The organism is Paenarthrobacter sp. PAE-2 (assembly GCF_026013155.1).
GTDB classification, from domain to species: Bacteria; Actinomycetota; Actinomycetes; order Actinomycetales; family Micrococcaceae; genus Arthrobacter; species Arthrobacter ureafaciens.
On record NZ_JAPDNV010000009.1, the window covers coordinates 17,450 to 43,555 of the forward strand.

Below are 26,106 nucleotides of genomic sequence, written 5' to 3' on the forward strand. Positions count from 1 at the left end.
CTAAGTGTGCGCATCGTCCCTCCTCCCGATGCGCGCGACCCGGTATAACTTTTCAATTCTATAGGATGGGACCTCAGGCAGGCATCGCTTCGACCACCCGCACGGTGGAGCCACTTCGGCCCTTCACCACCTGCAATTGGCTGCTGATGCGCTGCTTCATCTCGGCAACGTGACTGACCAAACCCACTACCCTGCCGCCGTCACGCAGGCCCTCCAGAGCATCCATCACTTGTTCCAGGGCCTGCTCGTCCAAGCTTCCAAAGCCTTCGTCCACGAACAACGTTTCGATGTCCACGCCGCCGGCCTCGTGTTGAACCACATCTGCCAGACCGAGAGCCAATGACAACGAGGCCATGAACGATTCGCCACCAGACAATGTGGAGGTGTCGCGTCGCTGGCCCGTCCACTGATCAACGACTTCGAGCCCCAAGCCGGACTTGGCCCCCCGGGCGGCTTTCGCGTCAGTGTGCCGGAGGGTGTAGCGGCCATCGCTCATGGCAACGAGCCGTTCCGAAGCTGCAGCGGCAACCTGCTCCAGGCGTGCGGCCAGGACATAACTGTTGAGGCTCATCCGGTAGTTGTTGTCACCGGCGCCGCGGAGGGCATCGGCCAATCCGCTGAGCAACCTGGCACGCTCCCGCGGTTCCCTGCCGTCCGCGGCGAGATTGAGGTAACGTTCGCGCAGACTGGTCACCGTTTGCGCAGCTTTATCCGCCAGGCCGGCCGCAAGGGCAAGATCCTTGGCGGACTTTGCAGCGGCCAGCACTTCAGCCGTCGAGTCCTTGAGTTGGTCCTGGTCCTTCGGCAGTTCTCCGATAGTGGCTTCCTTGGCAGCGAGGACAAGGTCTTCGGCGGCAAACAACTCATCCAGCCGTGCAGCCTCGGTGTCGTAATCCGAAAGACTCTTCTCCAGTCCCACCACATCCGACGCTGACAGCACGTCCCGGCGGGCTTCATCAGCGGTGCTGAACCCTGCTTCCGGCAAGGCCCTCTCCAAAGCAGCCACGGCCTCCTTCGCGGCCCGCTCTGTCCCGTCCACCTCACGTGCGGCGGCTGCTGCCGTCTGCAGCAGCCCATGCTGTCCGGTCAACTCTTCGAGGCGCGCTTTCAGGCTGGTGAAACCGGCCCGAAGACCGGACAAGTCCGCTTCGAGTCCGGCGTGCTGTTCCCCAAGAGCACCCGACAGCGTGGCGGCCTCGCCGGCCGTTGCCGCAGCAGCATTGTGTTCTTCCTGCAGCTTCTCCATCCTCGCCGTGAGCCCGGCGTGCCGGTAACGCAGGGAATCAAGGCGGGCGGCCGCATCCCGTGCTTTTGCGAGCTCCATCGCTGCGTTCGCCGCTTCTTCCTCCGCGAGCGCAGGGTCCACCGCTCCGCCTTGGGCAGCCAAACCGGCCAGTAATTGCCCGGCGGATGTCAGCTTCGCCGAAATGCCGGTGAGTTCTTTCTCGCTCGTTTCGAAGTGCAGGGCCGCAGTCTCTTCATCCTGGGCAAGGGAGAGTGCGCTCCGCGCGGCTTCAGCGGGATGCGGGTGGTCCTGGCTGCCGCAGACAGGACATGGGTCACCGTCAGCCAGCGCTGCGGCGAGTTCTCCTGCGGCATTGGCGAGCCGTTCTTCCCGAAGGTCCAGCCATGCCTGGCGGAGATCCTGGGTCTTTGTTCGCGCGTCCGCGTGAAGGGCTTCCAAGCCATCCCGGTCACGGGCTGCGGCCTGGTACCGGGCGACGAGGTCCACTACCTCCGCCGCGGCTGCCGCTTCACGCTCAGCAACCTCCCTCCGGCCGGCGAGGGGCTCCAACGGCTCCATGTCCGCCAGGAGGGAGGCATCTTCGGCGCGAAGGGTTTCCAAGGAGCGTGCCAAGGAATCCACGGCCAGCCCTGCGGCAGCCTGTTCCCGGAGTTTCTCCTGAATCCGGACTCCAAGATCTTCCAAGCGTCGCTCGTCCGGAAGCCGGGCTTCCAGCACGGCCACGTTCTTCTTCACCTTTTCCAGGTCCTCGGCAAGCGTGGCTTCGGAAAATCCTGCAGAGGCGAGTTTTTCGCGGAGGGACTCCATGGCCGCGACCGCGGCCCGGTGTTTCCGCGCGGTATTCTCAACGGCGTCCAGGTGTCCGCCAAGGACTGATGCACGACGATGCCGGCCGAGCCTGTCCCGGTCCTCCAGTGCGCGCGGGGCTGCCAGTTCGAGGAGCACCCTGCGCTGCGTGGCAGCAGCCAACCGCGCGTGGCGCTGCGCTTTGTCCTGGTCTTCCTGCAACGCGGCTGCCAGCCTGGCCGAGCGGGCCTCGACTGCGTCAGCTTGTTCCCTGCGTCGACGACACTCCGTGGCAATGGCATCACCTATTGCCTCGAGCCACTCCTCGGGCGCCAGTCCGGCCTCCTCCAATGGCACCGCAACGCTTGATCCAGGGGTTCCGATGGATCCTGGCGTGCCGGTGGATCCTGACGTGCCGGTGGATCCCGTGGCAGCAGGCCCGGTGCTTTCCAGCCCCAGGTGCGCGGCCTCGGCGGACACGCGGTCCAGCAACATCTTCAGCTCAGCGGCATTGTCCTCGACTGCCCGGCCGGCTTCCGCCGCTTGAAGCTGGATCTGCCGCTCGACGGACTCAAAGCGGTGGGTACCAAAGAGCTTCTGAAGGAGGTCCAAGCGGTCTGACGCTTTGGAACGCAGGAAGGCCGCAAAGTCGCCCTGCGGCAGCATGACAACCCGGGTGAACTGTTCGCGGTCCATTCCCAGGACCTCTGAAAGCTCGGCGCCGACTTCGTCGTTCCGCGACGACTTCTCCACCCACTCACCGGCCACCCGTTCCCGGAGGAGCGTCTTGGCCTGCTGGGTGGTGAAGCCCTTGCGTCCACGCGCGCTCGGCCGGTCCCACGCGGGAGACCGGGTGACTTCGAACCTGCGGCCGCGGGCGGAGAACTCACAGACCACCCGGGGCTCGGCTGTGGGCGCTGCGTGGTCGCTGCGCAGCCGTTTGCCGTCCTGCCGGGCTCCGGGAACAGACCCGTAGAGGGCAAAACAGATGGCGTCCAACACGCTGGTTTTGCCTGCCCCCGTGGCACCGTTGAGCAGGAAAAGCCCCTGGGCGCCGAGTTGGTCGAAATCGATGTGCTGCGGCTGGGCGAACGGACCGAAGGCCTCGATTTCCAAGCGGTGGATTCTCACAGTTCCGCCTCCTCCAACCGGACAGCTTCGAGGGCCTCCCGGAGGGCAGCTTCCTCGGTGCCTTCCGGTCCACGGCCGCGAACGTGCTCGAGGAACCCGCAGCACACGCCAAGATCATCCGCGGCCGCGGCAAGACGGCTGCTGTAGGTGGATTTCTCCTGGGCAGCCGCGCCCTGCGGGTCAAAGGTCAGTACCAGGGTGTCCGGGAACCGGGTACGTAGCTGCTCCATGGCCTGGGCCGGACGCTGGGCATCGGTCAGTGTGATCTGGCAGAACGACGATTCAGCCCAGGCATGATCCCGGGATTCCAGGAGCTCGCTCAGGGTGCCCCGCAGGACCGCCAAGGACCTCGGCGCTTCCCACAGCACCTCGCGAACCTCACACATGCCGGCGTTGTCCAGCTCAACCAGCCAGGCTCCCTTGCGGTGCTTGGCTTCAGAGAAGGAATATGCCAAAGGGGAGCCCGAGTACCGGACGTTCGGGGCAAGTTCCTGGCGGCCATGCAGGTGGCCCAAAGCCGTGTAGGTGAAGTCCCCAAAGAGGTCCAGCGGAACGGCGCCCAATCCACCGATGCTCAGGTCCCGTTCGCTGTCCGAGGTGATGCCGCCGCTGGCAAAGGTGTGGGCGAGGACCACCGGATGAACGGGTCCGGATTCACGGCGACGTTCGACGTCCCGCCGGATCCGGTCCGTGGCCTCCTTGGTCACGGCAAAATGGCTTGCCGTTTCGACCCCCATCCGTTCGGCCACCAGCCGCGGTTCCAGATAGGGAATGCCATAAATGGCGACGTGCCCGCTCCCCTCGCTGGTCCCGGCGGGAAGCAGCAGGGGAACATCGAGGTCTTCGATGCGCGTCCGGAGATGGACGCCGCCTTGTTCCATGAGCCGCGAGGCAAATCCCAAGCGTATGGCGGAGTCATGGTTGCCGCTGGTGAGGACCACCGACGCACCGGCCTGCGTGATGCGGACCAAGGCCTCGTCAAGCAACTTCACGACGTCCAGTCCGGGCAAGGCGCGGTCATAGACGTCGCCTGCGATCAGGACGACATCCACGGCCTCCGAGCCAACGCAGGAGACGAGTTGGTCAATGAAGCTGCGCTGGGCATCGAGCATCCCAACGCCGTGGAAGGACCGGCCGAGATGCCAATCCGAGGTATGGAGTAACCGCATATCTTCAAGCTAACGGCGGGCACCGACAAAAAAGGGCAGGTGGGCCGCCCGTCGTCGTTCCCGTTACGTTACTGGCCCTTCTTCCCGTCAAAAAAGTCGCGGGCTTCGTCTTCCTTGTCTGCCGTGCGGCCCCTGTCAACGGGCGCCTCGGCAGTAGCCGGGACGGCGGGGGCCTGAACGGCACCGACTGCGGCAGCTCCGCCGTCGTTGCCGGCCTCCGGCACATCACCGGCTACCGGAGCGGCCGCCGGAAAGTTACTGAAACCACGGAAGACAAAACCGGCCAGGGCTGCGCCCAGCAACGGCCCCACCCAGAACAGCCACAGCCCCTCCAGGGCCCAGGACGGACTGAAGAAGGCCTGGCCTGTGGCACGGGCCGGGTTGAACGGCAGATTGCCCACGATCTCGCCGAACTGCAGCAACACCGCGGTGGCCAGCCCCACAGCGATGGGTGCAAGGGCTGCAATAGCGCGGCGTCCCGCAGTTGCTCCCAGGAAGACGCCCACCAGGATGGCTGTGCCGATTACTTCCGCCAGCAGCACGCCGGCCAGCTGGGTCTGGGCAGCGGAGTGCTCCCCGTAGCCGGCCGCGGCCGTGCCCAGAGCAGCCCGGGCGTCGGCCAGCACCGGCGAGGCAAGGACCACGAAGTAGATCAGGGCTGCACCAACCACGGCGCCGATAACCTGGGCCACAACGTAAGCCAGGGCGGCAGCCGCCCGGATACGGCCGGCTATGAGGTTGCCCAGCGTAATGGCCGGATTGAAGTGGCCGCCCGAAACATAACCGAAGGCGATCATGCCTGCGGTCACCGAAAGGCCGATGGCCAGCGCGGTGGCCGGTCCGCCTTGCTGCGTGGAGAAGATCTTGACCCCCACTGCCACGAGGACCAGGAACATCGTTCCCAAAGCCTCAGCTCCGAGCCGCGCGATCAATCCCGGCGGGTGCTCGGCGGTATCTTGCGGGGAAGAGGTCATGGCTGAAGGGTCCTTAAGCTGTGGGAATGAAGACGCTCTGTATCTTGCCAACGCAGTCTGGGGAGTTGCTGGGCGTAAAGGGCGTCCGGGGCCTACCTCCGAGCTTAGCCGCCTACGGCAATGGCCGCGATCGCCGTACCGCCGAGGCCCACCACCGCTGCGGTGCACACCGCAAGCAAATACACAGACACGGCGGCATTTCCCGCGTGGAGTTGGCGTGAGCGGATCCACACGACGCACGCCAGGATGATGGTGGCCGCGGCGGCCATCAAGGCGCACACGCCTTGATAGTCGAGCCCGGGCAGGCCGGGCATAAGCTGGGCGGACGTCGGTTCGCTGGTCAGCCAGCTCCGCCAGATGAAGAGATCCACCACCACCAGCGACAGCAAGGTCCGCCGCCAGGCAAGAGTCGTGCGTTCCGGCTGCAGTCCGGGGTCCCGAACATCTGCGGCCTCCGCGTCCATGTTCAGCGCACTACCAGGATCAAGACGGCGAAGCCGAACGCTGCAACGGCCACCACGATGGTCATGAACAAGAGGACGCGTGAGAAAGGGAGCGCCTGGTCGTTGCGCATCGCAGCTTCCATCTGGCCCCAGCGGCGGTAGGAAAGGACCGCCAGGCCGGCGCCAATAAGCGCGAGCAGGACGCAAAGGGCCAAACGCACAGGTTGCGGTGCGATGTTGGGCGCCAGTTGGTCGATAGCCACCGCACCCGCCAAGAGGGCCAGGGATGTCCGGATCCATGCCAGGAAGGTGCGTTCATTGGCGAGGGAAAACCTGTAGTCAGGTGTCTTGCCTGTTCGTCGCCAATCCGGTTCACGCACGTTGTACTCCAGGGTTTCTTGGGCTGCACAGCCTCCCCACCATACCAACGCGCCACCACGGGGCACGGTAAGTTACTGGCATGAGTGTTGCAGCCGGCCCTTCGTTCGAGTCCCGCGTCCACGCCACCCTGTTGGGGGGAGCCTTGGGCGATTCCCTTGGCTATGCAGTGGAATTCGATTCCATAGGAGCAATCCGCGCGCGCTTTGGCGAGGGCGGCCTGAAGACTTTCGGACAGCTCGACGGCGGCACGCACTTTTCGGACGACACCCAAATGACGCTCTACACGGTCGACGGCCTCGTGGAAGCCTTGGAATGGGCCAATGACGGAGTCGCCGCCGATGAGGTCGCCTGCTTGTGGCTCGCCTACTTGCGCTGGCTGGCGACTCAGGAGGTTGCTGCCTCCCCTTCTGCGCCGGTCCCCCAGCCGCGCTGGATCGACCTGCAGGACGTCCTGCACCAACGCCGCGCTCCGGGCAATGCCTGCCTGAGCGGCCTTGCCACCGGTGAAATGGGAACTGCGGCCCGGCCCGTCAACCCGGAATCGAAAGGGTGCGGGACAGTCATGCGCTCGGCACCGTTTGGCCTGGTACCCCACATTGCACCCGAAGCCGTGGCCAAGCTCAGCATGGACGCGGCATCCCTGACCCACGGCCACCCATCTGCCCGCTTGAGCGCCGCAGCCTTCAGCCTCATGATTCACAACCTCGTGGCCGGACAGGAACTCCGTGACGCCGCCGCCAACGCCCTGGGTCATGTGGAAGGCCTGCCGCTCAAGGCGCCCGAGCTCGTAGACAGGCTCCAGGACGCCCTCCGTCTTTCCACGGAAGCCCCCGGCCTCGGCCCGGAAGAACTGACCACCGCCCTTGGCGAGGGATGGGTCGCAGAAGAAGCCCTCGCCGTCGGGCTCTATGCGGTCCTGTCCACTGCGGGCGGCGATCCGGAAGAGCACTTCCGCGAGGCAGTTGCCGTGGCTGTCAACCACAGCGGCGACAGCGACTCCACCGGCTCCATTGCCGGCAACCTCCTGGGTGCCTTCTACGGCGAACGCTGCCTGCCGGCCGATTGGATGCACGCTCTCGAAGCCCCCGACGTTATCCGGGGCATGGCGGAGCGCCTGTTGGCGGTTACTACCGGCTGACTGCGTCCGCCGCGGGCCGAAGGGCGATGTTATTGCACGCCTCGCACACGTCCTCGGGGATGAGGCCCCGGCGCTGCAGGAAGCCGAAAATGGCGCACCCGAGGCAGAATCCCGCAAAGGCTTCCAGCGATGCCGCAACAATCAGCAACGCCAGCAGGACCCAGGCAGCCGGTTGCGCGCCGAGGAAGAAAAGCACGACGGCGGCAGTCGTCAACGCCGCTCCGATGCCTTGGGCGAAGCGCTTGGGCGGACCCGGCACCAGCTTGGTTCGGCCCAGGCGCGGCGCGAGGACCTTCACGGAGAGCAGTGCCAGCGGAGAGACACGGGGACCAAACAGGACCCGGAGCCAGAAACCGACGGCCAACGCAACCAGGCCCCACCCCCATCCGGTCACTAGGGTCACGACGGCCAGCACCACCACCAGCCCGGCAGTGATACGGGCCGCGTACTCGTTCACCGGATTCGGAAAGTCGAAGAGCCGCCTTGGAACAGTGCCCTGCCCGGACTTTGTGGAAGCACGGGGCGCATCGGGTGCGGCAACGGGTAGCTTGGAGGTCATGCCCCAAGGCTACGAGCGCCGGTTGCCGGGCCGGAAGCAATGTTGCGCAGTATGAATGCCCTCCCGGGCCTGCCGCCTAGTTGCCGCCCACCATTTGGAGGAATTCACCCTCGGACACCACTTCGATCTGCTGCCCTTTTGCGTGGAGTTCCAGGACGCGCTTTGCCTTGCCCGTGAGCCTGCCGGCACGAAGGTCCCCGGCGACGAAACCGTCCCCCACCACCAACACCGTAGTGCGGGCAGTCACCCTGCTCTCGGGGCTGGCACCCAGGTCCGCGGCACGCGCCTTCGCCTCGGGGCGGGGCATTGCGAGGTCGCCGGTGAAGACCACTGTCTGGCCGAACAACGGGTGGCCGGGTTCAGCACCGGGGTTGGGCAGCGGGTTGGGACCTTCCTCGGGCCAGGGCGACCACGCACGCTTGGCCGGCGGGTTTGGCGAGCCCGGCCCTGACACCGCGGTTCCTACCAGGCGTGCGGCGAGCGCGGACGCAGTGGCTTTGGACAGTCCGAAGGCCGGGTCAAAGGCCGGTTGCCGCGGGAGTGCCAGGCCCAGGGAGAGGTAGAGTTCGGCGATGCTGTTGGCACTGTTGCGCCGGGCAATGTCAACGAGGATTCCAGCGCACGCGCGGGCATCCTCGGTGGCGTCGTGGTGGTTGACCAATGGAACGCCGGCCTCTTCGGCAGCGTAGGGCAGGGAGTTGGAAACCAGCGAGTAGCACCGGCGGGACAACATCACCGTGCAGACGTACTCGTACGCTGGTCCGGGCAATCCGGAGACTTCCAGGCCGGAGCGGATGACACCCAGATCAAATGCTGCGTTATGCGCTGCAAGGATGTCATCGCCGATGAAGGCACCGATCTCCGGGAACAACTCACCGAACCTGGGCATGCCGGCTACGTCTTCGGCGCGGATGCCGTGGATCCGCGTGTTGTGGTACTCGAAGTGGTCATGGTTCTCCGGCGGCCGCATCAACCAGGAGGCTTCTTCCACCACCACGCCGTTGCGGACTTTGCTGAGCCCGACCGAACAGGGCGAGCCCCTGAAGCCGTTGGCCGTTTCAAAGTCGATCGCCGTAAAGTCCAATGCCACTGGACAAGGGTACAGGCCGGAAGGGCCGCCCTTTCGCCGATTTCCCGGCGGGGCGGCCCTTCCAGCCTGCGAGTGTGGCGAACGCTACATCAAGCGCGCGATGGAGGCTTAGGGCGTTGCACGCCGAAGCGTGGAGTAGGAACCGGCGGCCAGGACTACACACAGCAGGGCCGTCCACCCGCTGATGCTCAACGGACTTTGCTGGGCGAACCACGCACCAACCGAGCCCCACCATTGTTGGACGGTAGCCAGTGCCACGAAGCCCACGAGTACCATGGCCGTCCCCAAGGTGGAGATCAGCACTCCGGCGGTCCCCCAGCGCTTGAAGATCGTGGCGAACCAGAAACCGACGATGAACATCAGCATCATCACGACGAAGAAGAACGCGGCGGTGGAGTACCACGGTCCGTCAGTGATCCACGGGATGTTGAAGAAGTATCCGGAGACACCCCAGCCGTTGGTTGCCTTCTCGATAACCCCGCCAAGGAGGTACAGCACCGACATGCCCAGGGCGATCACTGCAAACAAGCCCAAGGAACCGGCGTAGAAGGCCTTGCGGCTGATGCTGAGGCCCTGGGAGAAGGGGAACACCAGCGTCATGCTCTGGATTCCAAGGACCATGAAGTACCACAGTGGTGCCTGGCTCCCGCCGCCGTACTTTGCCTCGTCGACGGGAATCAGGGCAAAGATGGCCAACGACATCAGGAACGAGGCGACGAGGATCACCAGGGGCCAGCCGACAAACGTCCATCTGTTGATCAGCTGCATTCGTGCAACTGCCATTGACCGGCTCATCGGGTTGCCTCCATCGTGCCATCTGCGAATTCGGATTGGGGCTGTGAAGCCGTTGATCCCGTGCGGGCCATGGTCTTGCGTACCACCAGTTGCTGCAGCGAAACCGGGGACAACTCGAGCCCCAATTCCTCCGCTTCTGCCCTCGCCTGCCTGTCCAGCGCCTGGTCCACGGTGACCGAGGCGAGGGATCCCAAGGTTTCCCTGTGGAGGACGGGGCGGCCGGCAAGGAAAGCGTCCACTTTATCCGCGGATCCGGACACGGTGACGGCCGAACCACGGATGTCGTCGGCGTCGGCATCCATGATGATCCGTCCGCGGTCGATGACCACCACGTGCTCCAAGAGGTTTGCCACCTCGTCAATCAGATGCGAGGAGAGGATGATCGTGCGGGGAAATTCCGCGTAATCCTGTACCAGCCGGTCGTAGAACAGCTGGCGCGCAACAGCATCGAGGCCGAGGTAGGGCTCATCGAAGAACGTGAGCTCCGCCCGTGATGCCAGGCCTATGATGACCCCCACGGCAGAGAGCTGGCCGCGGGACAGCTTCTTGATCCGGCGCTTCATCGGGAGTTGGAACTCTTCGGCCAGCAGTTCCGCAAAGCCTTGGTCCCAGTTCTTGTAGAACAGGGCAGCGGAACGGAACGCATGGCGGGGTTGAAAATCATCAGGGTACTTCTGCGACTCGCGGATGAAGCAGATCCGGGAAAGTACGGCGTCGTTCTCATAAGCCGCTTTTCCAAAAACCAGCGCATCCCCGGAAGTGGCGAAGGCCTGGGCCGTCAGGATGGACATCAGCGTGGTCTTCCCAGCGCCGTTGCGGCCCAGGAGACCGTAGATCCGGTTGGCGGCGAGGCTTAGGTTGACGTCCTCCAACGCGTTGACGTCCTTATAGCGCTTGCTCAGGTTACGGGCCTCGACGATCATCTCGTTCACAGGGCCGCGCTCCTTTCCTTGTCGTTTCCGGCATCAGGAGCCAGCCTGGCGCCGCGTTCAATCATGTGGTTCAACTGTTCGGCCGAAATCCCCAATTTGCGGGCCTCAACGGTCAGCGGCCTGACGTACTGCTCAAAGAACTCTTCGGTCCGCCGCGCTATGAGTTGCGCGCGGGCCCCTGTGGCAACGAACATCCCGATCCCCCTGCGTTTGTAAAGAATCCCGGAGTCCACCAGCACATTCACTCCTTTGGCGGCTGTGGCCGGGTTGATGCGATGGAAGGCCGCGAACTCGTTGGTGGAGGGCACTTGCGACTCCTCCGGCATGGTTCCGTCCACGATCCCGTTCTCAATGAGTTCCGCAATCTGCAGGAAGATCGGTTTGCTGTCGTCAATCACCGGCGGCACACCATCATTGGTTCATTACTCATGTAACTAACCATACAAGCAAGACACCACACGTCAAGGTCTTCCCGAAAAACGGCCCACCGCAGTTCCAGTAGGCTTGATGGGTGATCTTTACTGCGATGAGCGACTTTGCCGTATCCACTTTTGGAGGCGCGGGACCGGTACGGCCACCCATGGCGTCATTCCTGCCGGACTGGCTGAACCCCCAGGTCTTCCTTGCCGACCCCGCACTTGCCCCGTGGGTTGTGCTGCTGGTGTGCGGCATCGTCTTTGCCGAGACCGGGCTGCTGGTCGGGTTTTTCCTGCCCGGGGACTCCTTGCTCTTCACGGCGGGTCTCCTCGTGGCAACGGACACTATCAAGTTCAATATCTGGGCACTGGCCGGTCTGATCATCGTGGCCGCGATCGTCGGCAACCAGACCGGTTATCTCATAGGCTCCAAAGCGGGCCCGGCAATCTTCAACCGGCCGGACTCCCGCCTCTTCAAGAAGGAGAACGTCGAAAGCGCCCATGCCTTCTTCGAAAAGCATGGCGGCAAAGCACTGATCCTGGCCCGTTTCGTCCCCATCATCCGGACCTTCGTCCCCGTGATCGTCGGCGTGGCCCAGATGGACAAGCGGAAGTTCTTCCTTTTCAACGTCATTGGCGCCGTCCTCTGGGGCGGTGGCGTGACGCTCCTGGGCTACCTCCTCGGCGACCGCGTGCCGTGGGTCAGTGACAACCTGGACATCATCTTCATTGTCATCGTCCTGATTTCGGTGATTCCGGTCTTCATCGAAGTAGGCCGTGGCTTCATCGCAAAGCGCAAGGCAGAAGCCGAGGGCACGGACCCGGTGGAAGAATTCATCGAAGAACACGAACCCGAAAAGCACGGCGAGCACTAAAGAAAGGCGCCCCGAGGGGCGCCTTTCTTGTCTATGCCCTGAAACTAACCGCGGGGTTTGGAGAGGGCCTCAACGATCGCAGGAAGAAGGGCGCGGAACGCCTGTCCCCTGTGGCTGATCGCGTTCTTCTCCTCGAAGCCCAGCTCTGCGCAACTGCGGTCCATGCCCTTGGGCTGCAGGATGGGATCGTAACCAAAACCGCCGTCCCCGCGTGGTTCGCGAAGCAGGGTACCTTCAAGCTGGCCGTACTCAACCGTCTCACGGGAGATCCCTGCCGGGCCGGGCACTGCCAACGCTGCCGCACACACAAACGCAGCGCCCCTGGAGGCATCAGGAACATCGGAGAGTTGGGCAAGCAGCAATTGCAGGTTCGCAGCGTCATCACCGTGCTTGCCCGACCAGCGCGCAGAGAAGATCCCCGGAGCCCCTCCCAGGACGTCCACGGCAAGGCCGGAATCGTCAGCAATGGCAACCAGTCCGGTGGCTTCGGCAACCGCCCGGGCCTTCAGGAGTGAGTTCTCCGCGAAGGTAACGCCCGTCTCGGCAACGTCAGGGGCACCTACGGCGGCTGCATCCACCACTTGGGTGTCCACATCCACGCCGGGCACCTGCCCGCGGAGCAACTCCCTGAGCTCCCTCAGTTTGCCCTTGTTGTGCGTGGCCAAAACCAGCACCGGGCCACCGTCCTGCGGGTTGGTGCCGCTCACGGCGCCTCAGCCAGGGTTTCGCGCTGGATGGCTGCCAGCTGGCCCGTCCCGATCAAGGCAAGGTCCAAAAGGGCATTGAGTTCATCACGGTCAAAAGGAGCGCCTTCGGCAGTGCCCTGGACTTCCACGAACTTACCGGAACCGGTGACCACCACGTTCATGTCCGTCTCTGCCCGGACATCCTCCACATAGGGAAGGTCCAACATTGGAACGCCGTCGATGATCCCCACGGAAACAGCTGCAATAGTGTCCACCAGGGGTTCTGCGTGCCGGGAGATGAGCTTGTTCTCCCGGGCGAAGCGGATGGCTTCGGCAAGCGCAACGTAGGCACCGGTGATCGCCGCGGTGCGGGTTCCGCCGTCGGCTTGGAGGACATCGCAGTCAAGGACAATGGTGTTCTCGCCCAAGGCCTTGGTGTCGATGATGGAGCGCAACGACCGCCCGATCAGGCGGGAGATCTCATGGGTGCGGCCGCCGATCTTGCCCTTGACGGATTCACGGTCCGACCGGGTGTTCGTAGCCCGGGGCAGCATCGCGTACTCGGCGGTGACCCAGCCGCGGCCTTCGCCTTTGAGCCACCGCGGGACGCCTTCCGTGAGGGAAGCAGTGCACAGCACACGCGTGTTGCCGAACTCGATGAGCGCGGACCCTTCGGCCTGCTTTGACCATCCCCTGGTGATGCTGATGGGGCGGAGTTGATCGGGGGTCCTGCCATCGGCACGGATGACGGGGGCGGCTGTTGCTTCTGAAGTCATGCCCCCAGCCTATCGAGGATGCAGGGCTGCGGCCCAGTTGGGCTAGACCGTGTAGTGGACCCCTGCCACAGCCACAGCGACGTCGCCGCTGAACACCGGCTTGGCCTCAGCCATCACTTTCGTCTGGGACGTCCAGACGGGGATGTGGGTCAGCAGCAGCCGCTTGGCTCCGGCGTTCACCGCAGCCTCCGCGGCACGCTTCCCGGTGAGGTGGACGTCCTTGATGGCGTCATCGCGGCCTTCCTCGAAGGCCGCTTCGCAGAGGAAAAGGTCTGCCCCCTGCGCCGCGTCTTCCAGGCCTTGGCAGGAATCGGTGTCTCCGGAATACGTCAACACCCGGGTCACCGGCGTGCCGTCCTTGCCCGGCTCTGTTGCGGTGACACGCAATGCGTAGCACTCTTCCACCGGATGGTTGACGCCGTACGGGGTCACGGTGAAGGGTCCGACCGTCACGGGCTTTTGCTCCGCCCAGTTGGTGAAGTCGAATTCCTCGTGCATGCCGGGATCGAGGTCGAGCCCGTACGCGGTTGCCATCCGGTCCGCCGTCGCAGCAGGACCCCACACGGGAAGACGGTCACGGCCCCAACCGCCCGGCTTCCATCGGACAGCAACATGCAGGCCACAGAGGTCCATGCAGTGGTCCGGGTGCAGGTGGGTCAGGAAAATGGCGTCGATGTCCTCAAGGTCGGTGTACCGCTGGATGGCCCCCAGAGCGCCACTGCCAAGGTCCATGACAATTTTCCACTCGCGCTCACCGTCGTGGGCGGTCACCAAATAGCACGACGCCGGCGAGCCGGGTCCCGGGAATGAGCCCGTGCAGCCCACGATCGTCAGCTTCATAGTCCACTCTCCGTCGCAGCCCGCGTACCGTTGTCCGGCTGGACGAAATAGGACCGGCGCGCCAAGCCCGCCCCGGCTCTGGCCGCTGCAAGCATCTCCGGCGTGATGCGGGCAAGGCTACCTGTTGGATATTGGGCGGAGACATGGTCTACATGCTTGACCGAGAGAACTTCCGGCCCAAGGAACCTGCGGGCAAGGGTCTCGAATTGGGCTGCGTCACCGGTGGCAATGAACTCATGGCTGGGCGCACTTGCCTCCGTCCGCTGGATGCCGCCGTTCGCCAGGGCCCGGTAGACGTCCTTGGCGGTCTCCTCCGCACTGGAGACGAGGGTGACGTCCTCACCCATCACGAACGAGATCACGCCGGTGAGCAAGGGATAGTGCGTGCAGCCCAGGACTACGGTGTCCACGTTGGACTGCTTGAGCGGCTCGAGATATTCGTTTGCTGCCGCCAGGAGCTCCGGGCCGGTGGTGATTCCCGCCTCGACGAAGTTTACGAACGAGGGGCAGGCCACGGACGTAATCGAAAGGTCCGGAGCCGCGGCAAAGGTGTCCTCGTAGGCTCTGGAACCCACAGTGGCAGATGTCCCTATGACTCCGATGCGCCCGGTCCGGGTGGCGGACACTGCGCGCCGGACCGCCGGTTGGATCACCTCGATGACCGGAATTCCGTAACGGGCCGTATAGCGCTCCCGGGCGTCCCGAAGCACGGCCGCCGAGGCGGAATTGCAGGCGATGGTGAGCAGCTTGACGCCGGAATCCACCAGTTCGTCCATGACGCCGAGGGCATTGGCCCGGACCTCGGCAATAGGCAACGGCCCGTAGGGTCCATGGGCGGTGTCCCCCACGTACAGGATTGACTCGTTGGGGAGCTGGTCGATGATGGAGCGGGCCACCGTCAGGCCACCAACACCGGAATCGAAAACACCGATCGGACGCGCGCCCATAAGCTCAGTGGAAACGCCTGTTGAGTTGCCCGATGGTGAAGTCATGATTATTCGAGAATAAGGCTTCCCTTGGTGCGCGGCCATTAGCTGCGTCTCCCCGCCCGTGTCTGATTTGTCACACGAGAGCGGCGGCAGCGTCCGTCCGCGCGGCTCAGGGCTTCGCCTGCCGTGCGGCCAACATCGACTGAACCAACGACTCCTGGAGCCACGTGGTGAAGTTGTAGACCAAGGCCAGGTAGCTCTCGACATCCTCCGCCTGGCTCCAGTCCTGCATGCTGTGGACATGGTCGGCGTCAGCCTCGTCCCGGATGTCGAGGCGCTCGGCCAGGACAAGGCGGATATCGTTCAGCGCCATGGACCAACGCTGGGCATCGGCCGGCGTCAGGACGAGGTCGTCCTTGTCCAACCCCATCGCCGTGGCCCGCAGGGCCCCGATTTTGCTTTCCCGCACCGAGCGCTCGGTGAGTTGCCGGAACTCGAGCGAGCCGGCGTCGTCGTCCTTCATCACGTTGGGCAGCAACCGCAGGAGGGCACGGTCGGCTGGCTGCTTCACGTCCATGTCCAGGCCGATCATGGCCGCCAACGGATCTTCATTCTCCTTGGCCTCGGTCTCGAGCATGGAAATGACGTCGTCCAGGAGTCCGCGAAGAAGGTCCCGTTCGGCCGGTTCGAGGTAGCCGGTGATGCCCTTGAGTCCGTATTTGAATGCCTTAGCCACTCTGGCGGCCGCCCTTTCCGGGTGTTTCGTTGCCGCTGGCGGCCTTTTCCACGGTGGCCCACAATCCGAAGCCATGCATGGCTACAGCGTGCTGCTCAACCTGCTCCTTGCTCCCGTGGGCCACAATGGACCGGCCTTTCCGGTGGACTTCCATCATGAGTTTGTGTGCCTTGGACTCGGAATAGCCAAAGTAGCTCTGGAAAACATAGCTGACGTAGCTCATGAGGTTGACGGGGTCGTTCCAGATCACAAGGTTCCAGGGGATGTCCGGGGCGGTCAGGACATCAGTGGCAGCCAACTCTGAAGCTTCCGTCCGTTCATCAATATCCGTACCAAACGCAACGCTAGGGCTCATCTGTCCATTCTATGGCGGCTCGCACTAGAGTGAATTTCGTGAGTAGAGCCACGTCGTGGGACCACCCCGCAACTTCCTTGTACACAGACCATTACGAACTGACGATGCTGCAGGCGGCACTCCACTCGGGGGCCGCGCACCGCCGTTCGGTATTCGAGGCTTTCGCCCGCCGCCTCCCCGACGGACGCCGGTACGGCGTGGTCGGCGGGACCGGACGCCTGCTTGAGGGGATCGCCGATTTCCGGTTCGGGGACGCCGAGCTTGAATTCCTGGCGAAGAACAAGGTGGTCAACCCGGAAACACTGGATTACCTCGGCAACTACAAATTCAGCGGAGACATCTGGGGTTATGCGGAGGGGGACGCCTATTTCCCCAACTCCCCCATCCTCATTGTTGAATCCACGTTCGCCGAAGCCTGCATCCTGGAGACCTACATACTCTCGGTCCTCAACCACGACAGCGCCATCGCCTCGGCCGCCTCGAGGATGACGTCGGCGGCCGGGAACCGCCCGTGCATCGAGATGGGCTCCCGGCGCACCCAGGAGGAATCGGCGACGGCGGCAGCACGTGCCGCTGTCATCGCCGGCTTTGCCAGCACCTCGAACCTGGAAGCCGGCAGGCGCTACGGGATCAAGACCGTGGGCACGGCGGCCCACTCCTTCACGCTCCTCCACGACACAGAGCGGGAGGCCTTCGAGGCCCAGATCGCGGCTTTCGGCCCGGGAACATCCCTGCTGGTGGATACCTACGACGTCGAGACGGCGGTCCGCACCGCCGTCGAGCTCGCGGGCGACAAACTGGGCGCCGTGCGCCTGGACTCCGGAGACCTTGTGGCACAGGCCCAGTGGGTCCGGCAACTGCTGGATGACCTGGGGAACGTCAACACCCGGATCGTGGTGACCTCCGATCTGGACGAGTACGCCATTGCCGCCCTCCAGTCCGCACCCGTGGACTCCTACGGCGTGGGCACCTCGCTGGTCACCGGTTCCGGAGCACCCACGGCCAGCATGGTCTACAAACTGGTCAGCCGCACCAACGACGCCGGCGAGTTCATTTCGGTTGCGAAAGCCGCCAAGAACAAGACCAGCGTGGGCGGACGCAAGTATGCACTGCGCAAACTCAATGAACGCGGCAAGGCAACGCAGGAGATCGTGGGCATCGGACACCGGCCCGAGGATGACGGAAACGACCGTTCGCTCCTGCAGCAGTTCGTGAAAAACGGCGAGGTCCTCCCGGGATGGACAGGCCCCGAAGGCGTCATCCGGGCCAAGGAGCGCCACGCCGCCAGCATGGCTGAACTGCCCGCCGTCGTGAACCGGCTGCAGCGTGGCGAAGCAGCGATCCCCACCGTGTACGAGGAGAACTGATGTCCAAGGCACTGATCATCGTCGACGTCCAGAACGACTTCTGCGAGGGCGGCTCACTGGCTGTTCAGGGCGGAGCCGCAGTGGCGGCCGCTATCAGCGAATACCTTGACGCGAACCAGCAGCAGTACGACCACATTGTGGCAACGCAGGATTGGCACATCGAGCCCGGCGACCATTTCTCCGAGACTCCGGACATGGTGGACTCCTGGCCACCGCACTGCCGCGCGCGGACCAAGGGCGCCGAAATCCACGAGGACCTCGACCCCGAATTCATCCAGGCGTATTTCCGGAAGGGGCAGTACACCGCCGCTTATTCCGGATTCGAGGGTGTGCTCGCCCCGGAAGACGACGTTCCTTCCGGTGACTTGAAAGCGGGACAGGCGGTCACTGAAGTGCTGGATGAGGACGCGATCGGCCTGGATGACTGGTTGCAAAGCCACGATGTGGAAGACGTCGTGGTGGTAGGCCTGGCCACCGATTACTGCGTCCGGGCCACTGCCTTGGATGCCGTGCAGGCGGGGTACAACACCACGGTCATTGCCGAGCTTACGGCGGGGATAACCGAGGACCCGGAGGAGGTCTTCGAGGAGTTGGAAGCCTCCGGGGTCGAAGTCGCACGCCCCTGACGCTCTATCACATCCCACCCCACCTCCCCCAACGCTCTATCACAGGCGTATTAGCTGTGAGACGACGAAACGCTCCCGTTTTGGGGAGCGTTTCGTCATTTTCTTGAAGGCACCAGGGAGAGAGGAAGCGCCCCAACACGTCGGGACGTGATAGAGGAAGCGCGGGGGCGGGCTACTTGCGTCCGATGAACCAGTCCTGGAGCTTGCGCAGGCGCGCCTGCAGCTGCTCCTCGTTCGCTTGCGCCACGGCCGGGCCACCGCACAGTTCGCGCAGTTTGGTGTGGACCACGCCATGGGGCGTTCCAGTCCGCGCGGACCAGGCGGAGACGTTCTTGGCCAACTCGTTCCGCAGATCCATCAGCATGCGGTGATCCGGTATGGCGGGGGCTGCTTCCGCTGCCGGCGCCTTCCGATTCCTGCGCGACTGCTGTTCGTGCTGGCGCTGGCGGAGCAGCATGCCCACCTGGTCCGCGTCAAGGAGCCCCGGGATGCCCAGAAAGTCGAGCTCCTCGTCCGAACCGATGTCTCCCCCGGTGCCGAACTCGCCGCCGTCGAACAGGACCCGGTCAAACGAGGCCTGGGAGTCCAGGGCCTCGAACTTCCCCTTGGTGAGTTCGTCAGAGGCCTTGTCCTCACGGTTGGCCTCCGCCATGAGGTTTTCCTCAGGGTTGAAGAGGCCGTCGTCGTCCTTCTCCGGCCGGTCAAGCGCGTGGTCGCGTTCGGCCTCCATCGAGTTCGCGAGGACCATCAGCGGCGGTACGGACGGCAGGAAGACCGACGCCGTCTCTCCCCTCTTGCGGGCACGCACGAAGCGACCTACTGCCTGGGCGAAAAAGAGCGGCGTGGACGTTGACGTCGCATAGACACCCACCGCCAGGCGGGGAACGTCGACGCCTTCCGACACCATGCGGACCGCAACCATCCATCGCTGGTTTCCTGCGGAGAATTCCTCGATCTTGCTCGATGCCTTGGAGTCATCTGAAAGGATCACCGTGGGCGATTCGCCGGTGATTTTCTTCAACTGCCCGGCGTAGGCACGCGCATCCTCGTGGTCCGTGGCAATGACCAGTGCACCGGCGTCGGGAACGGTCCGACGGACCTCGCTCAAGCGTTTGTCAGCCGCAGCGAGTACAGCAGGAATCCATTCACCTGCCGGGTTCAGTGCTGTTCGCCATGCCTGGGACGTGATGTCCTTGGTGACCGCCGCTTCGCCGAGCGAGGCCGCCATCTCATCACCGGCACTGGTGCGCCAGCGCATCTGGCCCGAGTAGGCCATGAAGAGCACGGGACGCACCACGTGGTCGCGGAGTGCGTCACCGTACCCGTAGGTGTAATCGGCCTTGGAACGCCTGATTCCGTCCCGGTCCTCCGCGTACTCCACGAACGGAATGGGAGAGGTATCCGAGCGGAAGGGCGTACCCGTCAGGGACAAGCGGCGCGCGGCCGGGTCAAAGGCTTCGCGCAGCCCGTCACCCCAGGACAGCGCCTCGCCGCCGTGGTGGATCTCGTCCAGGATCACGAGCGTGCGTGCGGCTTCGGTCTTGGCCCGATGCAGCATGGGCTTGCTGGCCACTTGGGCGTAGGTCACGGCAACACCAACGAATCCGCGGCCGTGCTGGCCATCGGAATTCTTGAAGTTGGGATCAATGGCAATTCCGACACGGGCGGCGGCATCTGCCCACTGCCTCTTCAAGTGGTCGGTCGGCGCGACGATGGTCACGCGGTTGACCACGCCGCTGTCGAGCAAAGTGGTGGCAATCCGCAGCGCGAAGGTCGTCTTACCTGCACCCGGCGTAGCAACGGCAAGGAAGTCCTTGGGGCTGCGGGTCATGTAGAGGTCCAGGGCCTCCTGCTGCCAGGCGCGCAGCTTCGGGGCGGTGCCCCACGCAGCGCGTTCCGGATAGGCGGGAGGCAGGGATGGGCCACCAAAGAGTGTTTCTGTCATGCGAGGTCCCCCAGGCAAATGGCAGCGCCCGTCATTTCCGGCCTCACGGCGGAAACGGGGCGGCAAGCCGCTAAGCGGCAGTGATCAAAGAGGGCTTGGTGTGACTTCCCGGCCACTACTTGGAGTCGCCCGGGCCGCCGTCATTGCCCGGACGGAGGCCTTCATAGATCTCCTTGCATTCCGGGCAGACAGGGAACTTCTTGGGATCACGCCCGGGCGTCCATACCTTGCCGCAGAGGGCAATGACGGGCTCGCCGGTCATTGCTGACTCCATGATCTTTTCTTTCCGCACGTAGTGCGCAAACCGCTCACGATCGCCGGGTTCCACTTCCTGGCGCGTTTCCTCGCGCTCAATGGTGGCAGTGGACGTTCCGGCTCCGGAAAGCTCTCGCATGGGGTCGTTCTCGAATGGATCCGGAGGAAGCGTAGTCATGCCATCCATCCTACCGGCTAAAGCCCCTGCCACTCCGGCTTGTTGTCGTAGGTGTGGCGGTAGTAATCGGCCAACTTCAGCGAGGACGCCGCGGCTTCGTCAACCAGGATGGTGGCATGGGGGTGCATCTGAAGCACGGATGCGGCACAGATCGCCGCCACCGGCCCCTCGACGAAATCCCGCACGGCCTGGGCTTTTTGCGCACCCGTTGCCACCAGGATCACATGCTTGGCGTCCATGATGGTGCCAAGGCCCTGGGTGACCACATGGTGCGGAACTTCATCGATGTTCCTGAAGAACCTGGCGTTGTCCTTGCGGGTTTGCTCAATGAGGGTCTTGATACGAGTGCGCGAGGCAAGCGAGGAGCCGGGTTCGTTGAACCCGATGTGGCCGTCAGTCCCCACGCCCAATATCTGCAGATCCACCCCACCGGCTGCTTTGATGGCATCCTCGTAGGCCTGGCAGGCGGCTACCAGATCCGCCGCGGTACCGTCCGGGCTGTGGACATTCTCAGGCTTGATGTTCACCCGGCTGGTGAACTCGCGCCGAATAACCTCGCGGTATGACTCCGGGTGGCCAGCCTCAAGCCCGACGTATTCGTCCAACGCAAATCCATGGGCCTGGCTGAAGTCCAGGTTGCCGGCTTCGTAGCGTCGGGCGAGTTCGTCGTAGATGGGCAGCGGCGAAGAGCCCGTGGCCAAGCCCAGCACCGCGTTGGGCTTCCTCCTGACGAGCGCCTCAATGGCGTCGGCAGCCAAAGCGCCTATCTGTTTGGTGCCGGGGAGAATGACAACTTCCATCGTCGGGCCTTTCAACGGTTGCGGATGCTTACAAACTACTCTCGAGGATATCCCATGTCCTATAACTAATCATGATGCTGGCAGGGTTGTGACATGCGCTCACCGGTTCACGCTCAATTGCGCGAATAGTTCAGGACCACGGACGTCCAGCCATCTCCCGCCCAGCCGCACACCTGTTACGAGGAGGGCGATCCCCAGCAACGGTCCTACGGCAAGGTTGATCCATCCTGCCTCCGGCCCGCCTGCGATGACTTGAACCAGCACCAATGCCAACTCGGGCAGCAACAGGACGGTAAGGACCAGCATGCCCACGCCCTGCACCGCGAGTGTCTGGGCCACATTGCCAGGCGGCTTCTTGAACGGGCTGTCGCCGGGCAGAGGAACAGCGACGTTGTAGCGGGCAGAAATGACCGACGACAATCCAAGGCCGGTGAACAACGTTCCCAAAGCGAGCCCCAGAAGATTCGGGAGCCAGATCCAGTCTCCGGTGACGGCGATAGGGCCAATGGTGAAGACCAGGACCACGGGCAAGGAAATTACAAGGCAAGCCAGCGCGCGGCCCAGTCGGTCATCCACGCCACGGACACCGGAAGCCAGGTGCAAAGCGAAAGCCGTGTTGTCGTAGGAGACATCGGCGGAAATGGACCAAGCCATCATGAACGCCGTCAGCGGGCCGAGGATCATCAGCATTCCATAGCTGCCCGTCTGGCTTCCGCTGAAGAAGAAGATCACCGGAAGCAGCGGTATTACCACCAAGGAGCCGGCGTATCGCGGGTCCTTCAGCCAGTACACCAGTGCCCTCGCGGCCACCGCTCCGGCGGGCGTGCCGGGAAGCACCCCGAACAGGCCGAGTTTGCCGCCCTTCTTTGCGGAGCCGCCGGAATACGGCGGCGTGACCAGGGCCCGTTGCAACAGGACGTGCCAGCACCACAGCAACAACGCAAGGGTGGACAGGGCAACGACCGCCTTAAGTCCTGCAGCCGCGAAGTTCCCGGCTTCCAGGTCGCCACCAAGGGACCAGGCCGCACCCAACGGCGTCCAGGACACGGAGCGGGCAAGTGCCTGCAGGTAATCCCCACTGCCCCGGATGCCCTCCACGATCCCCATCATGATGGGCCCCAGAAGCACCAAGGGAATGAAGACGATGATGCTGCTAACATCCTTGAACCGGCGCGAAGACGCCAGCCCGGCCGTCGCCGTCGTGACGACCTTGGACAGCACTATGCACGTCAAGGCACCCAGGAGAGCACCGATCAAGGCTCCCACGGCAGCCGGAAAACTCCGGGACCATGTCCCTACCGTGCCCAGGGCTGCCAGCAGTGTTGCCAGTCCCGGGATGCCGATGAACCCGGCCAATGCCAGGCCCGCGAGCAATTGCCTTGGCGGAATGGCGTAACTGCTGAACCGCGCCGGATCCAGCGTCATGTCCGCAGCGGAAGCCACCAGCGGGATGATTCCCCACCCAAGGATGGCCGCCGCACCTCCCAACACCACCACGGTGTGGGCAATCCCGGCATCAGCCCAGCGAAGCGCAATCAGGCCCCCGACAAGGAGCGTTAGCATGCCGAGGGCATAAAGCAGGCCAAGGCCCATACCAATCAATTGAAGCGGGCTGCGTCTAAAGCCGTTCAGCAGCAGCCGCCACTTGAGCCTCAGAAGGTGCGCAACCATTCGAGCCCCTCCGTCCGGTGACCGCCACCCACAAGCTGGACAAAGCGTTCTTCCAGGGTGGAGCCTGCGCGGACCTCGTCCACGGAACCGGCAGCCAGGACCCGGCCACCGGCAACCACGGCTACGTGGCTGCACATGCGCTGCACGAGGTCCATGACGTGGCTGGAGACGATGACGGTTCCCCCGGAGGCTACGTAGCCGTCCAGGATTCCCCTGATGTTGGCCGCGGAAACAGGGTCCACGGACTCGAAGGGCTCGTCCAAGACGAGGAGCCGGGGCGCATGGATCAAGGCAGAGGCCAGCGCAATCTTCTTGGTCATGCCCGCTGAATAGTCCACCACCAGCGAACCCGCATCAGCTTGCAGGTCGAAGGCTGCCAGCAGCTCACCCACCCGGGACTTAACCACGTCCCGGTCCATACCCCGCAGCAGACCTGCGTAGGTCACCAATTGTTCGCCGGTGAGCCGGTCAAACAAGCGGACACCGTCCGGCAGCACTCCCATGAGCTTCTTGGCTTCCAAGGGACGTGCCCACACGTCCACCCCGTGTACCAGTGCGGTGCCGAAATCCGGACGGAGCAGTCCGGTGGCCATGGACAACGTGGTGGTTTTGCCGGCCCCGTTGGGGCCAACCATTCCATAAAACGACCCGGCCGGAACTTCGAGGCTCACACCGTCGACGGCGATTTTGTCACCAAAGCGCTTGGCGAGTCCGCGGATGGACAACGCAGAAGGCTGCTGGACCCCGGGAGTTTGTGTCGCCCCGTATACCTCCTGCGGGTGGGCCGTTACCGACGGCTCCTGAGCGGGCAGGGACTGGCTGCTGTTTTCATGGTCTGGTTCCCTCATGCCTCCAGCCTAGCCGGGCACTGTCCGCCTCCGTCAGAGCTAAAAGCCGTGGCGCGGAATGGCCCGTTCGTATTGTGGAACCCATGAAATTCCGTGCCCGAACTCGTATGCAGCGCGCAACCACCAGTGCGGGTCCCGTAGTGCAGCGCGGGCCATGAAAACGGCGTCGGCCCGCCCGTTGGCGACGATGTCTTCTGCTTGGGTGGGGCTGGTCAGCAGCCCCACAGCTCCGGTGGGAACACCGGCGTCGTGCTTTACCCGCTCGGCGAAGCCGGCCTGGTAGCCGGGCACGGCCTTAATGGACTGGTGGGCCACCGCCCCGCCGCTGGAAACGTCAACAAGGTCCACGCCGCGCTCTGCGGCGGCACGGGCGAGGCGGACGGAGGCCTCCACGTCGACTCCCCCGTCGGCCCAATCCGATGCGGAGATCCGCAGGAGCAACGGCATCGAATCGGGGATCACAGCGCGTACTGCGTCCACCACGGCGAGCATGAGGCGGTTGCGGCCGGCTTCGTCCCCGCCCCACGCGTCCGAGCGGGTATTGATCAGGGGGCTCTGGAACTGGTGCAGGAGGTAGCCGTGGGCGCCATGGATCTCAACGGTGTCGAAACCGATCGACACCGCTCGTTGCGCTGCAGCTGCAAAGTCCGCCACAACGCCAAGAATCTCTTCTTCCGTCATCGCCGCCGGCGCTGCGTAGCCGTCAAAAGCATCCGCTGTGGGCCCCACCGTTGGCCAACCACCGTCAGCAGCAGGAACGGTCCCGGATTTCCCGGAGAAGGGCCAATAGGTAGAGGCCTTCCGCCCGGCGTGGGCCAGCTGTGCGCCGATCTTGCAGTCCACGGCCCCGTGGGCATGGACAAACCCGACGATGCGCTCCCACGCGGCCGCCTGTTGATCGGAGTACAGGCCGGCATCGCGCGGGCTGATCCGTCCGGCGGCGTTGACCGCTGCCGCCTCGCTCATGATCAGGGCCGCACCTCCGGCCGCAAATGAACCAAGATGCATCAGGTGCCAGTCGTTGGGCACCCCCTCCCCCGTCTCCGGCATGCAGCTGTACTGGCACATGGGAGAAACCCAGCCGCGATGCGCGATGGTGAGGGAACGCAGCTGGAGCGGGCTGAACAGCGCGGACGGCACTAGAACAACACCCTCGCCAATCCTTGCCGCGCCTTGGCAACACGTTCGTCGGTAACACCCACTACCTCGAACAGCTCAAGGAGCCGAACACGGGCTGCTTCCCTTTCCTGCCCAAAGTTCCGGCCAATGAAAGCAATGATGCGGTTGAAGCCGTCCTCGACGTGCCCGCCGGACACATCCAGATCGGCGACGCCCAGCTGGGCGTGGACGTTGTCAGGCTCCTGTGCGGCAAGCTCCCTGAGGCTTTCGGCATCTGCCGCGCTCAGTTTTTCCAGTCTGGCCATCAGCTCGACCTGGGCCAGTCCCGCCTTCGCATCAGCATCGGCCGGTTGTTCGAGGAGCGCCTGCTTGTACGCAGCGGCTGCACCGGCGTAGTCGCCGGCTTCAACCGCGTGGATGGCTGCCTGGTGCAGCGGCGGAAGGGGCTCCGGCTCTGCTTCAGCACCCTGCGTGCCGTCGCCGATGCTTCCGGTCACGCCGTTGGCGGCTGCCACCTGGAGGAGTTCCTCCACAAGGCTCTTGATTTGGGCGTCGTCGGCAGGCCCTTGGAAGAGGGGAACCGGCTGGCCTTTGACCACGGCAACGGCCGTGGGAACGGCCTGTACCTGAAATGCCTGGGCAAGCTGCGGGAAGGTGTCTACGTCCGCAGCAGCGAGGACCAGCCTGCCCCCGAAGCTTTCCACGACGCGCTGCGCTGCGGCAAGCACGCCGGGCGAATCGGCCGCGTACCGCGACCACAGAAGGAAGAGCACAGGCACTTGGGCGGACAGCTGCACCAAGTCCTGGAAATTTGTTTCCGTGGCGTCGACGCGCAGCGACGGGCCTCCGGCCGCAGCTTCACCGTTGTCCGCGGCCTCCGGAGAGGCGGACGCGACAGGCGGCTGCGGCGGTGCGGGAGGCCGGCGCAACGACGAGAGGTCGACGGCGCCACGAAGGTTGAGCTGACTGGCAGCGGCTGGAGTGGGACGGTATCCGGGCGAACTCATACCGACCACTCTAGCCGCTGCCATGCCGTGGGA

At 64.2% G+C, this 26,106-nt stretch carries 27 protein-coding genes; 4 read left to right on the plus strand and 23 right to left on the minus strand.

The window, feature by feature from the left end; genetic code table 11:
- Positions 1 to 73: 73 nt before the first annotated feature.
- The 5 genes from OCL88_RS07575 to OCL88_RS07595 all read right to left on the minus strand — a co-directional run bounded on the left by OCL88_RS07575 (position 74) and on the right by OCL88_RS07595 (position 6,129).
- Complete coding sequence (locus OCL88_RS07575; protein ID WP_264962103.1) at positions 74 to 3,163, minus strand: AAA family ATPase; 3,090 nt, start codon at positions 3,161 to 3,163, stop codon at positions 74 to 76.
- Positions 3,160 to 4,332 carry an exonuclease SbcCD subunit D gene (locus OCL88_RS07580; protein WP_264962104.1) on the minus strand — a complete coding sequence of 391 codons (1,173 nt, stop codon included), beginning with the start codon at positions 4,330 to 4,332 and terminating at the stop codon, positions 3,160 to 3,162. The genes OCL88_RS07575 and OCL88_RS07580 overlap by 4 nt, the downstream gene beginning before the upstream one ends.
- A 68-nt stretch (positions 4,333 to 4,400) precedes the next feature.
- On the minus strand, positions 4,401 to 5,306 hold the full coding sequence (locus OCL88_RS07585) for an MIP/aquaporin family protein (protein WP_264962105.1): 906 nt from the start codon (positions 5,304 to 5,306) through the stop codon (positions 4,401 to 4,403).
- Between the two features lie 104 nt (positions 5,307 to 5,410).
- Complete coding sequence (locus OCL88_RS07590) at positions 5,411 to 5,770, minus strand: DUF202 domain-containing protein (RefSeq protein WP_264962106.1); 360 nt, start codon at positions 5,768 to 5,770, stop codon at positions 5,411 to 5,413.
- Between the two features lie 2 nt (positions 5,771 to 5,772).
- Positions 5,773 to 6,129, minus strand: coding sequence for a YidH family protein (locus OCL88_RS07595; protein WP_264962107.1), 357 nt, complete (start codon positions 6,127 to 6,129; stop codon positions 5,773 to 5,775).
- Between the two features lie 80 nt (positions 6,130 to 6,209).
- Between OCL88_RS07595 and OCL88_RS07600 the strand changes: the two genes are divergently transcribed.
- Positions 6,210 to 7,268 carry an ADP-ribosylglycohydrolase family protein gene (locus tag OCL88_RS07600; protein ID WP_264962108.1) on the plus strand — a complete coding sequence of 353 codons (1,059 nt, stop codon included), beginning with the start codon at positions 6,210 to 6,212 and terminating at the stop codon, positions 7,266 to 7,268.
- Here OCL88_RS07600 and OCL88_RS07605 read toward each other — a convergent pair.
- From OCL88_RS07605 to OCL88_RS07625, 5 genes are all read right to left on the minus strand, one after another.
- On the minus strand, positions 7,258 to 7,827 hold the full coding sequence (locus OCL88_RS07605) for a DUF4395 domain-containing protein (RefSeq protein WP_264962109.1): 570 nt from the start codon (positions 7,825 to 7,827) through the stop codon (positions 7,258 to 7,260). The genes OCL88_RS07600 and OCL88_RS07605 overlap by 11 nt on opposite strands.
- 76 nt (positions 7,828 to 7,903) lie before the next feature.
- Positions 7,904 to 8,917: an exonuclease domain-containing protein gene (locus OCL88_RS07610; protein ID WP_264962110.1), complete on the minus strand. Its 1,014-nt coding sequence runs from the start codon at positions 8,915 to 8,917 to the stop codon at positions 7,904 to 7,906.
- 108 nt (positions 8,918 to 9,025) lie between these two features.
- Positions 9,026 to 9,712, minus strand: a complete 687-nt coding sequence (locus OCL88_RS07615; RefSeq protein WP_264962111.1) for a hypothetical protein — start codon at positions 9,710 to 9,712, stop codon at positions 9,026 to 9,028.
- Positions 9,709 to 10,635, minus strand: a complete 927-nt coding sequence (locus tag OCL88_RS07620) for an ABC transporter ATP-binding protein (protein WP_410868067.1) — start codon at positions 10,633 to 10,635, stop codon at positions 9,709 to 9,711. The genes OCL88_RS07615 and OCL88_RS07620 overlap by 4 nt, the downstream gene beginning before the upstream one ends.
- 5 nt (positions 10,636 to 10,640) lie before the next feature.
- Entirely contained in the window at positions 10,641 to 11,042 is a 402-nt protein-coding gene (locus OCL88_RS07625; protein WP_031216060.1) for a GntR family transcriptional regulator, read from the minus strand.
- A gap of 128 nt (positions 11,043 to 11,170) precedes the next feature.
- Between OCL88_RS07625 and OCL88_RS07630 the strand changes: the two genes are divergently transcribed.
- Positions 11,171 to 11,935, plus strand: coding sequence for a DedA family protein (locus OCL88_RS07630; RefSeq protein ID WP_264962219.1), 765 nt, complete (start codon positions 11,171 to 11,173; stop codon positions 11,933 to 11,935).
- Between the two features lie 44 nt (positions 11,936 to 11,979).
- Here OCL88_RS07630 and rdgB read toward each other — a convergent pair whose 3' ends face one another.
- The 6 genes from rdgB to clpS all read right to left on the minus strand — a co-directional run bounded on the left by rdgB (position 11,980) and on the right by clpS (position 16,257).
- The gene (gene rdgB, locus OCL88_RS07635) at positions 11,980 to 12,642 is read right to left on the minus strand and encodes an RdgB/HAM1 family non-canonical purine NTP pyrophosphatase (protein WP_264962113.1); all 663 of its coding nucleotides are present in this window, start codon (positions 12,640 to 12,642) and stop codon (positions 11,980 to 11,982) included.
- Complete coding sequence (rph, locus tag OCL88_RS07640) at positions 12,639 to 13,397, minus strand: ribonuclease PH (RefSeq protein WP_021470969.1); 759 nt, start codon at positions 13,395 to 13,397, stop codon at positions 12,639 to 12,641. Before rph ends, rdgB begins: the two co-directional genes overlap by 4 nt.
- A gap of 42 nt (positions 13,398 to 13,439) precedes the next feature.
- Positions 13,440 to 14,237, minus strand: coding sequence for an MBL fold metallo-hydrolase (locus tag OCL88_RS07645; RefSeq protein WP_021470970.1), 798 nt, complete (start codon positions 14,235 to 14,237; stop codon positions 13,440 to 13,442).
- Positions 14,234 to 15,229 carry a glutamate racemase gene (murI, locus tag OCL88_RS07650; protein ID WP_264962114.1) on the minus strand — a complete coding sequence of 332 codons (996 nt, stop codon included), beginning with the start codon at positions 15,227 to 15,229 and terminating at the stop codon, positions 14,234 to 14,236. Before murI ends, OCL88_RS07645 begins: the two co-directional genes overlap by 4 nt.
- A 106-nt stretch (positions 15,230 to 15,335) precedes the next feature.
- Entirely contained in the window at positions 15,336 to 15,902 is a 567-nt protein-coding gene (locus OCL88_RS07655) for a DUF2017 domain-containing protein (protein WP_264962115.1), read from the minus strand.
- Positions 15,895 to 16,257: an ATP-dependent Clp protease adapter ClpS gene (clpS, locus tag OCL88_RS07660; RefSeq protein WP_021470973.1), complete on the minus strand. Its 363-nt coding sequence runs from the start codon at positions 16,255 to 16,257 to the stop codon at positions 15,895 to 15,897. Before clpS ends, OCL88_RS07655 begins: the two co-directional genes overlap by 8 nt.
- An 11-nt stretch (positions 16,258 to 16,268) precedes the next feature.
- Between clpS and OCL88_RS07665 the strand changes: the two genes are divergently transcribed.
- A complete protein-coding gene (locus tag OCL88_RS07665) occupies positions 16,269 to 17,624 on the plus strand; it encodes a nicotinate phosphoribosyltransferase (protein ID WP_410868064.1) in 1,356 nt (451 codons plus the stop codon).
- Positions 17,624 to 18,250, plus strand: coding sequence for an isochorismatase family protein (locus tag OCL88_RS07670; protein WP_264962117.1), 627 nt, complete (start codon positions 17,624 to 17,626; stop codon positions 18,248 to 18,250). The genes OCL88_RS07665 and OCL88_RS07670 overlap by 1 nt, the downstream gene beginning before the upstream one ends.
- Before the next feature lie 172 nt (positions 18,251 to 18,422).
- Here the strand turns inward: OCL88_RS07670 and OCL88_RS07675 are convergent, their stop codons facing one another.
- From OCL88_RS07675 to OCL88_RS07705, 7 genes are all read right to left on the minus strand, one after another.
- Positions 18,423 to 20,195, minus strand: a complete 1,773-nt coding sequence (locus OCL88_RS07675; RefSeq protein ID WP_071416313.1) for a DEAD/DEAH box helicase — start codon at positions 20,193 to 20,195, stop codon at positions 18,423 to 18,425.
- A gap of 115 nt (positions 20,196 to 20,310) precedes the next feature.
- On the minus strand, positions 20,311 to 20,637 hold the full coding sequence (locus tag OCL88_RS07680) for a DUF3039 domain-containing protein (RefSeq protein WP_031216063.1): 327 nt from the start codon (positions 20,635 to 20,637) through the stop codon (positions 20,311 to 20,313).
- A gap of 8 nt (positions 20,638 to 20,645) precedes the next feature.
- Positions 20,646 to 21,428, minus strand: coding sequence for a glucosamine-6-phosphate deaminase (nagB, locus tag OCL88_RS07685; protein WP_264962118.1), 783 nt, complete (start codon positions 21,426 to 21,428; stop codon positions 20,646 to 20,648).
- 99 nt (positions 21,429 to 21,527) lie between these two features.
- The gene (locus OCL88_RS07690) at positions 21,528 to 23,099 is read right to left on the minus strand and encodes a transporter (RefSeq protein ID WP_264962119.1); all 1,572 of its coding nucleotides are present in this window, start codon (positions 23,097 to 23,099) and stop codon (positions 21,528 to 21,530) included.
- Complete coding sequence (locus OCL88_RS07695) at positions 23,081 to 23,947, minus strand: ABC transporter ATP-binding protein (protein WP_264962120.1); 867 nt, start codon at positions 23,945 to 23,947, stop codon at positions 23,081 to 23,083. Before OCL88_RS07695 ends, OCL88_RS07690 begins: the two co-directional genes overlap by 19 nt.
- A gap of 39 nt (positions 23,948 to 23,986) precedes the next feature.
- On the minus strand, positions 23,987 to 25,087 hold the full coding sequence (locus OCL88_RS07700) for an NADH:flavin oxidoreductase/NADH oxidase (protein WP_264962121.1): 1,101 nt from the start codon (positions 25,085 to 25,087) through the stop codon (positions 23,987 to 23,989).
- A complete protein-coding gene (locus tag OCL88_RS07705; protein ID WP_264962122.1) occupies positions 25,087 to 26,073 on the minus strand; it encodes a tetratricopeptide repeat protein in 987 nt (328 codons plus the stop codon). Before OCL88_RS07705 ends, OCL88_RS07700 begins: the two co-directional genes overlap by 1 nt.
- Between the last annotated feature and the right edge of the window lie 33 nt (positions 26,074 to 26,106).

What these genes read in the sequence shown, in the direction of transcription:
- OCL88_RS07580 (WP_264962104.1), bottom strand. Translation starts at nt 4,332, where the DNA reads ATGCGGTTACTCCATACCTCGGATTGGCATCTCGGCCGGTCCTTCCAC.
- OCL88_RS07585 (WP_264962105.1), bottom strand. Translation starts at nt 5,306, where the DNA reads ATGACCTCTTCCCCGCAAGATACCGCCGAGCACCCGCCGGGATTGATC.
- OCL88_RS07590 (WP_264962106.1), bottom strand. Translation starts at nt 5,770, where the DNA reads ATGGACGCGGAGGCCGCAGATGTTCGGGACCCCGGACTGCAGCCGGAA.
- OCL88_RS07600 (WP_264962108.1), top strand. Translation starts at nt 6,210, where the DNA reads ATGAGTGTTGCAGCCGGCCCTTCGTTCGAGTCCCGCGTCCACGCCACC.
- OCL88_RS07605 (WP_264962109.1), bottom strand. Translation starts at nt 7,827, where the DNA reads ATGACCTCCAAGCTACCCGTTGCCGCACCCGATGCGCCCCGTGCTTCC.
- OCL88_RS07615 (WP_264962111.1), bottom strand. Translation starts at nt 9,712, where the DNA reads ATGAGCCGGTCAATGGCAGTTGCACGAATGCAGCTGATCAACAGATGG.
- OCL88_RS07620 (WP_410868067.1), bottom strand. Translation starts at nt 10,635, where the DNA reads ATGATCGTCGAGGCCCGTAACCTGAGCAAGCGCTATAAGGACGTCAAC.
- OCL88_RS07630 (WP_264962219.1), top strand. Translation starts at nt 11,171, where the DNA reads ATGAGCGACTTTGCCGTATCCACTTTTGGAGGCGCGGGACCGGTACGG.
- rph (WP_021470969.1), bottom strand. Translation starts at nt 13,397, where the DNA reads ATGACTTCAGAAGCAACAGCCGCCCCCGTCATCCGTGCCGATGGCAGG.
- OCL88_RS07645 (WP_021470970.1), bottom strand. Translation starts at nt 14,237, where the DNA reads ATGAAGCTGACGATCGTGGGCTGCACGGGCTCATTCCCGGGACCCGGC.
- murI (WP_264962114.1), bottom strand. Translation starts at nt 15,229, where the DNA reads ATGACTTCACCATCGGGCAACTCAACAGGCGTTTCCACTGAGCTTATG.
- clpS (WP_021470973.1), bottom strand. Translation starts at nt 16,257, where the DNA reads ATGAGCCCTAGCGTTGCGTTTGGTACGGATATTGATGAACGGACGGAA.
- OCL88_RS07665 (WP_410868064.1), top strand. Translation starts at nt 16,269, where the DNA reads ATGGCGGCTCGCACTAGAGTGAATTTCGTGAGTAGAGCCACGTCGTGG.
- OCL88_RS07670 (WP_264962117.1), top strand. Translation starts at nt 17,624, where the DNA reads ATGTCCAAGGCACTGATCATCGTCGACGTCCAGAACGACTTCTGCGAG.
- OCL88_RS07675 (WP_071416313.1), bottom strand. Translation starts at nt 20,195, where the DNA reads ATGACAGAAACACTCTTTGGTGGCCCATCCCTGCCTCCCGCCTATCCG.
- OCL88_RS07680 (WP_031216063.1), bottom strand. Translation starts at nt 20,637, where the DNA reads ATGGATGGCATGACTACGCTTCCTCCGGATCCATTCGAGAACGACCCC.
- nagB (WP_264962118.1), bottom strand. Translation starts at nt 21,428, where the DNA reads ATGGAAGTTGTCATTCTCCCCGGCACCAAACAGATAGGCGCTTTGGCT.
- OCL88_RS07690 (WP_264962119.1), bottom strand. Translation starts at nt 23,099, where the DNA reads ATGGTTGCGCACCTTCTGAGGCTCAAGTGGCGGCTGCTGCTGAACGGC.
- OCL88_RS07695 (WP_264962120.1), bottom strand. Translation starts at nt 23,947, where the DNA reads ATGAGGGAACCAGACCATGAAAACAGCAGCCAGTCCCTGCCCGCTCAG.
- OCL88_RS07705 (WP_264962122.1), bottom strand. Translation starts at nt 26,073, where the DNA reads ATGAGTTCGCCCGGATACCGTCCCACTCCAGCCGCTGCCAGTCAGCTC.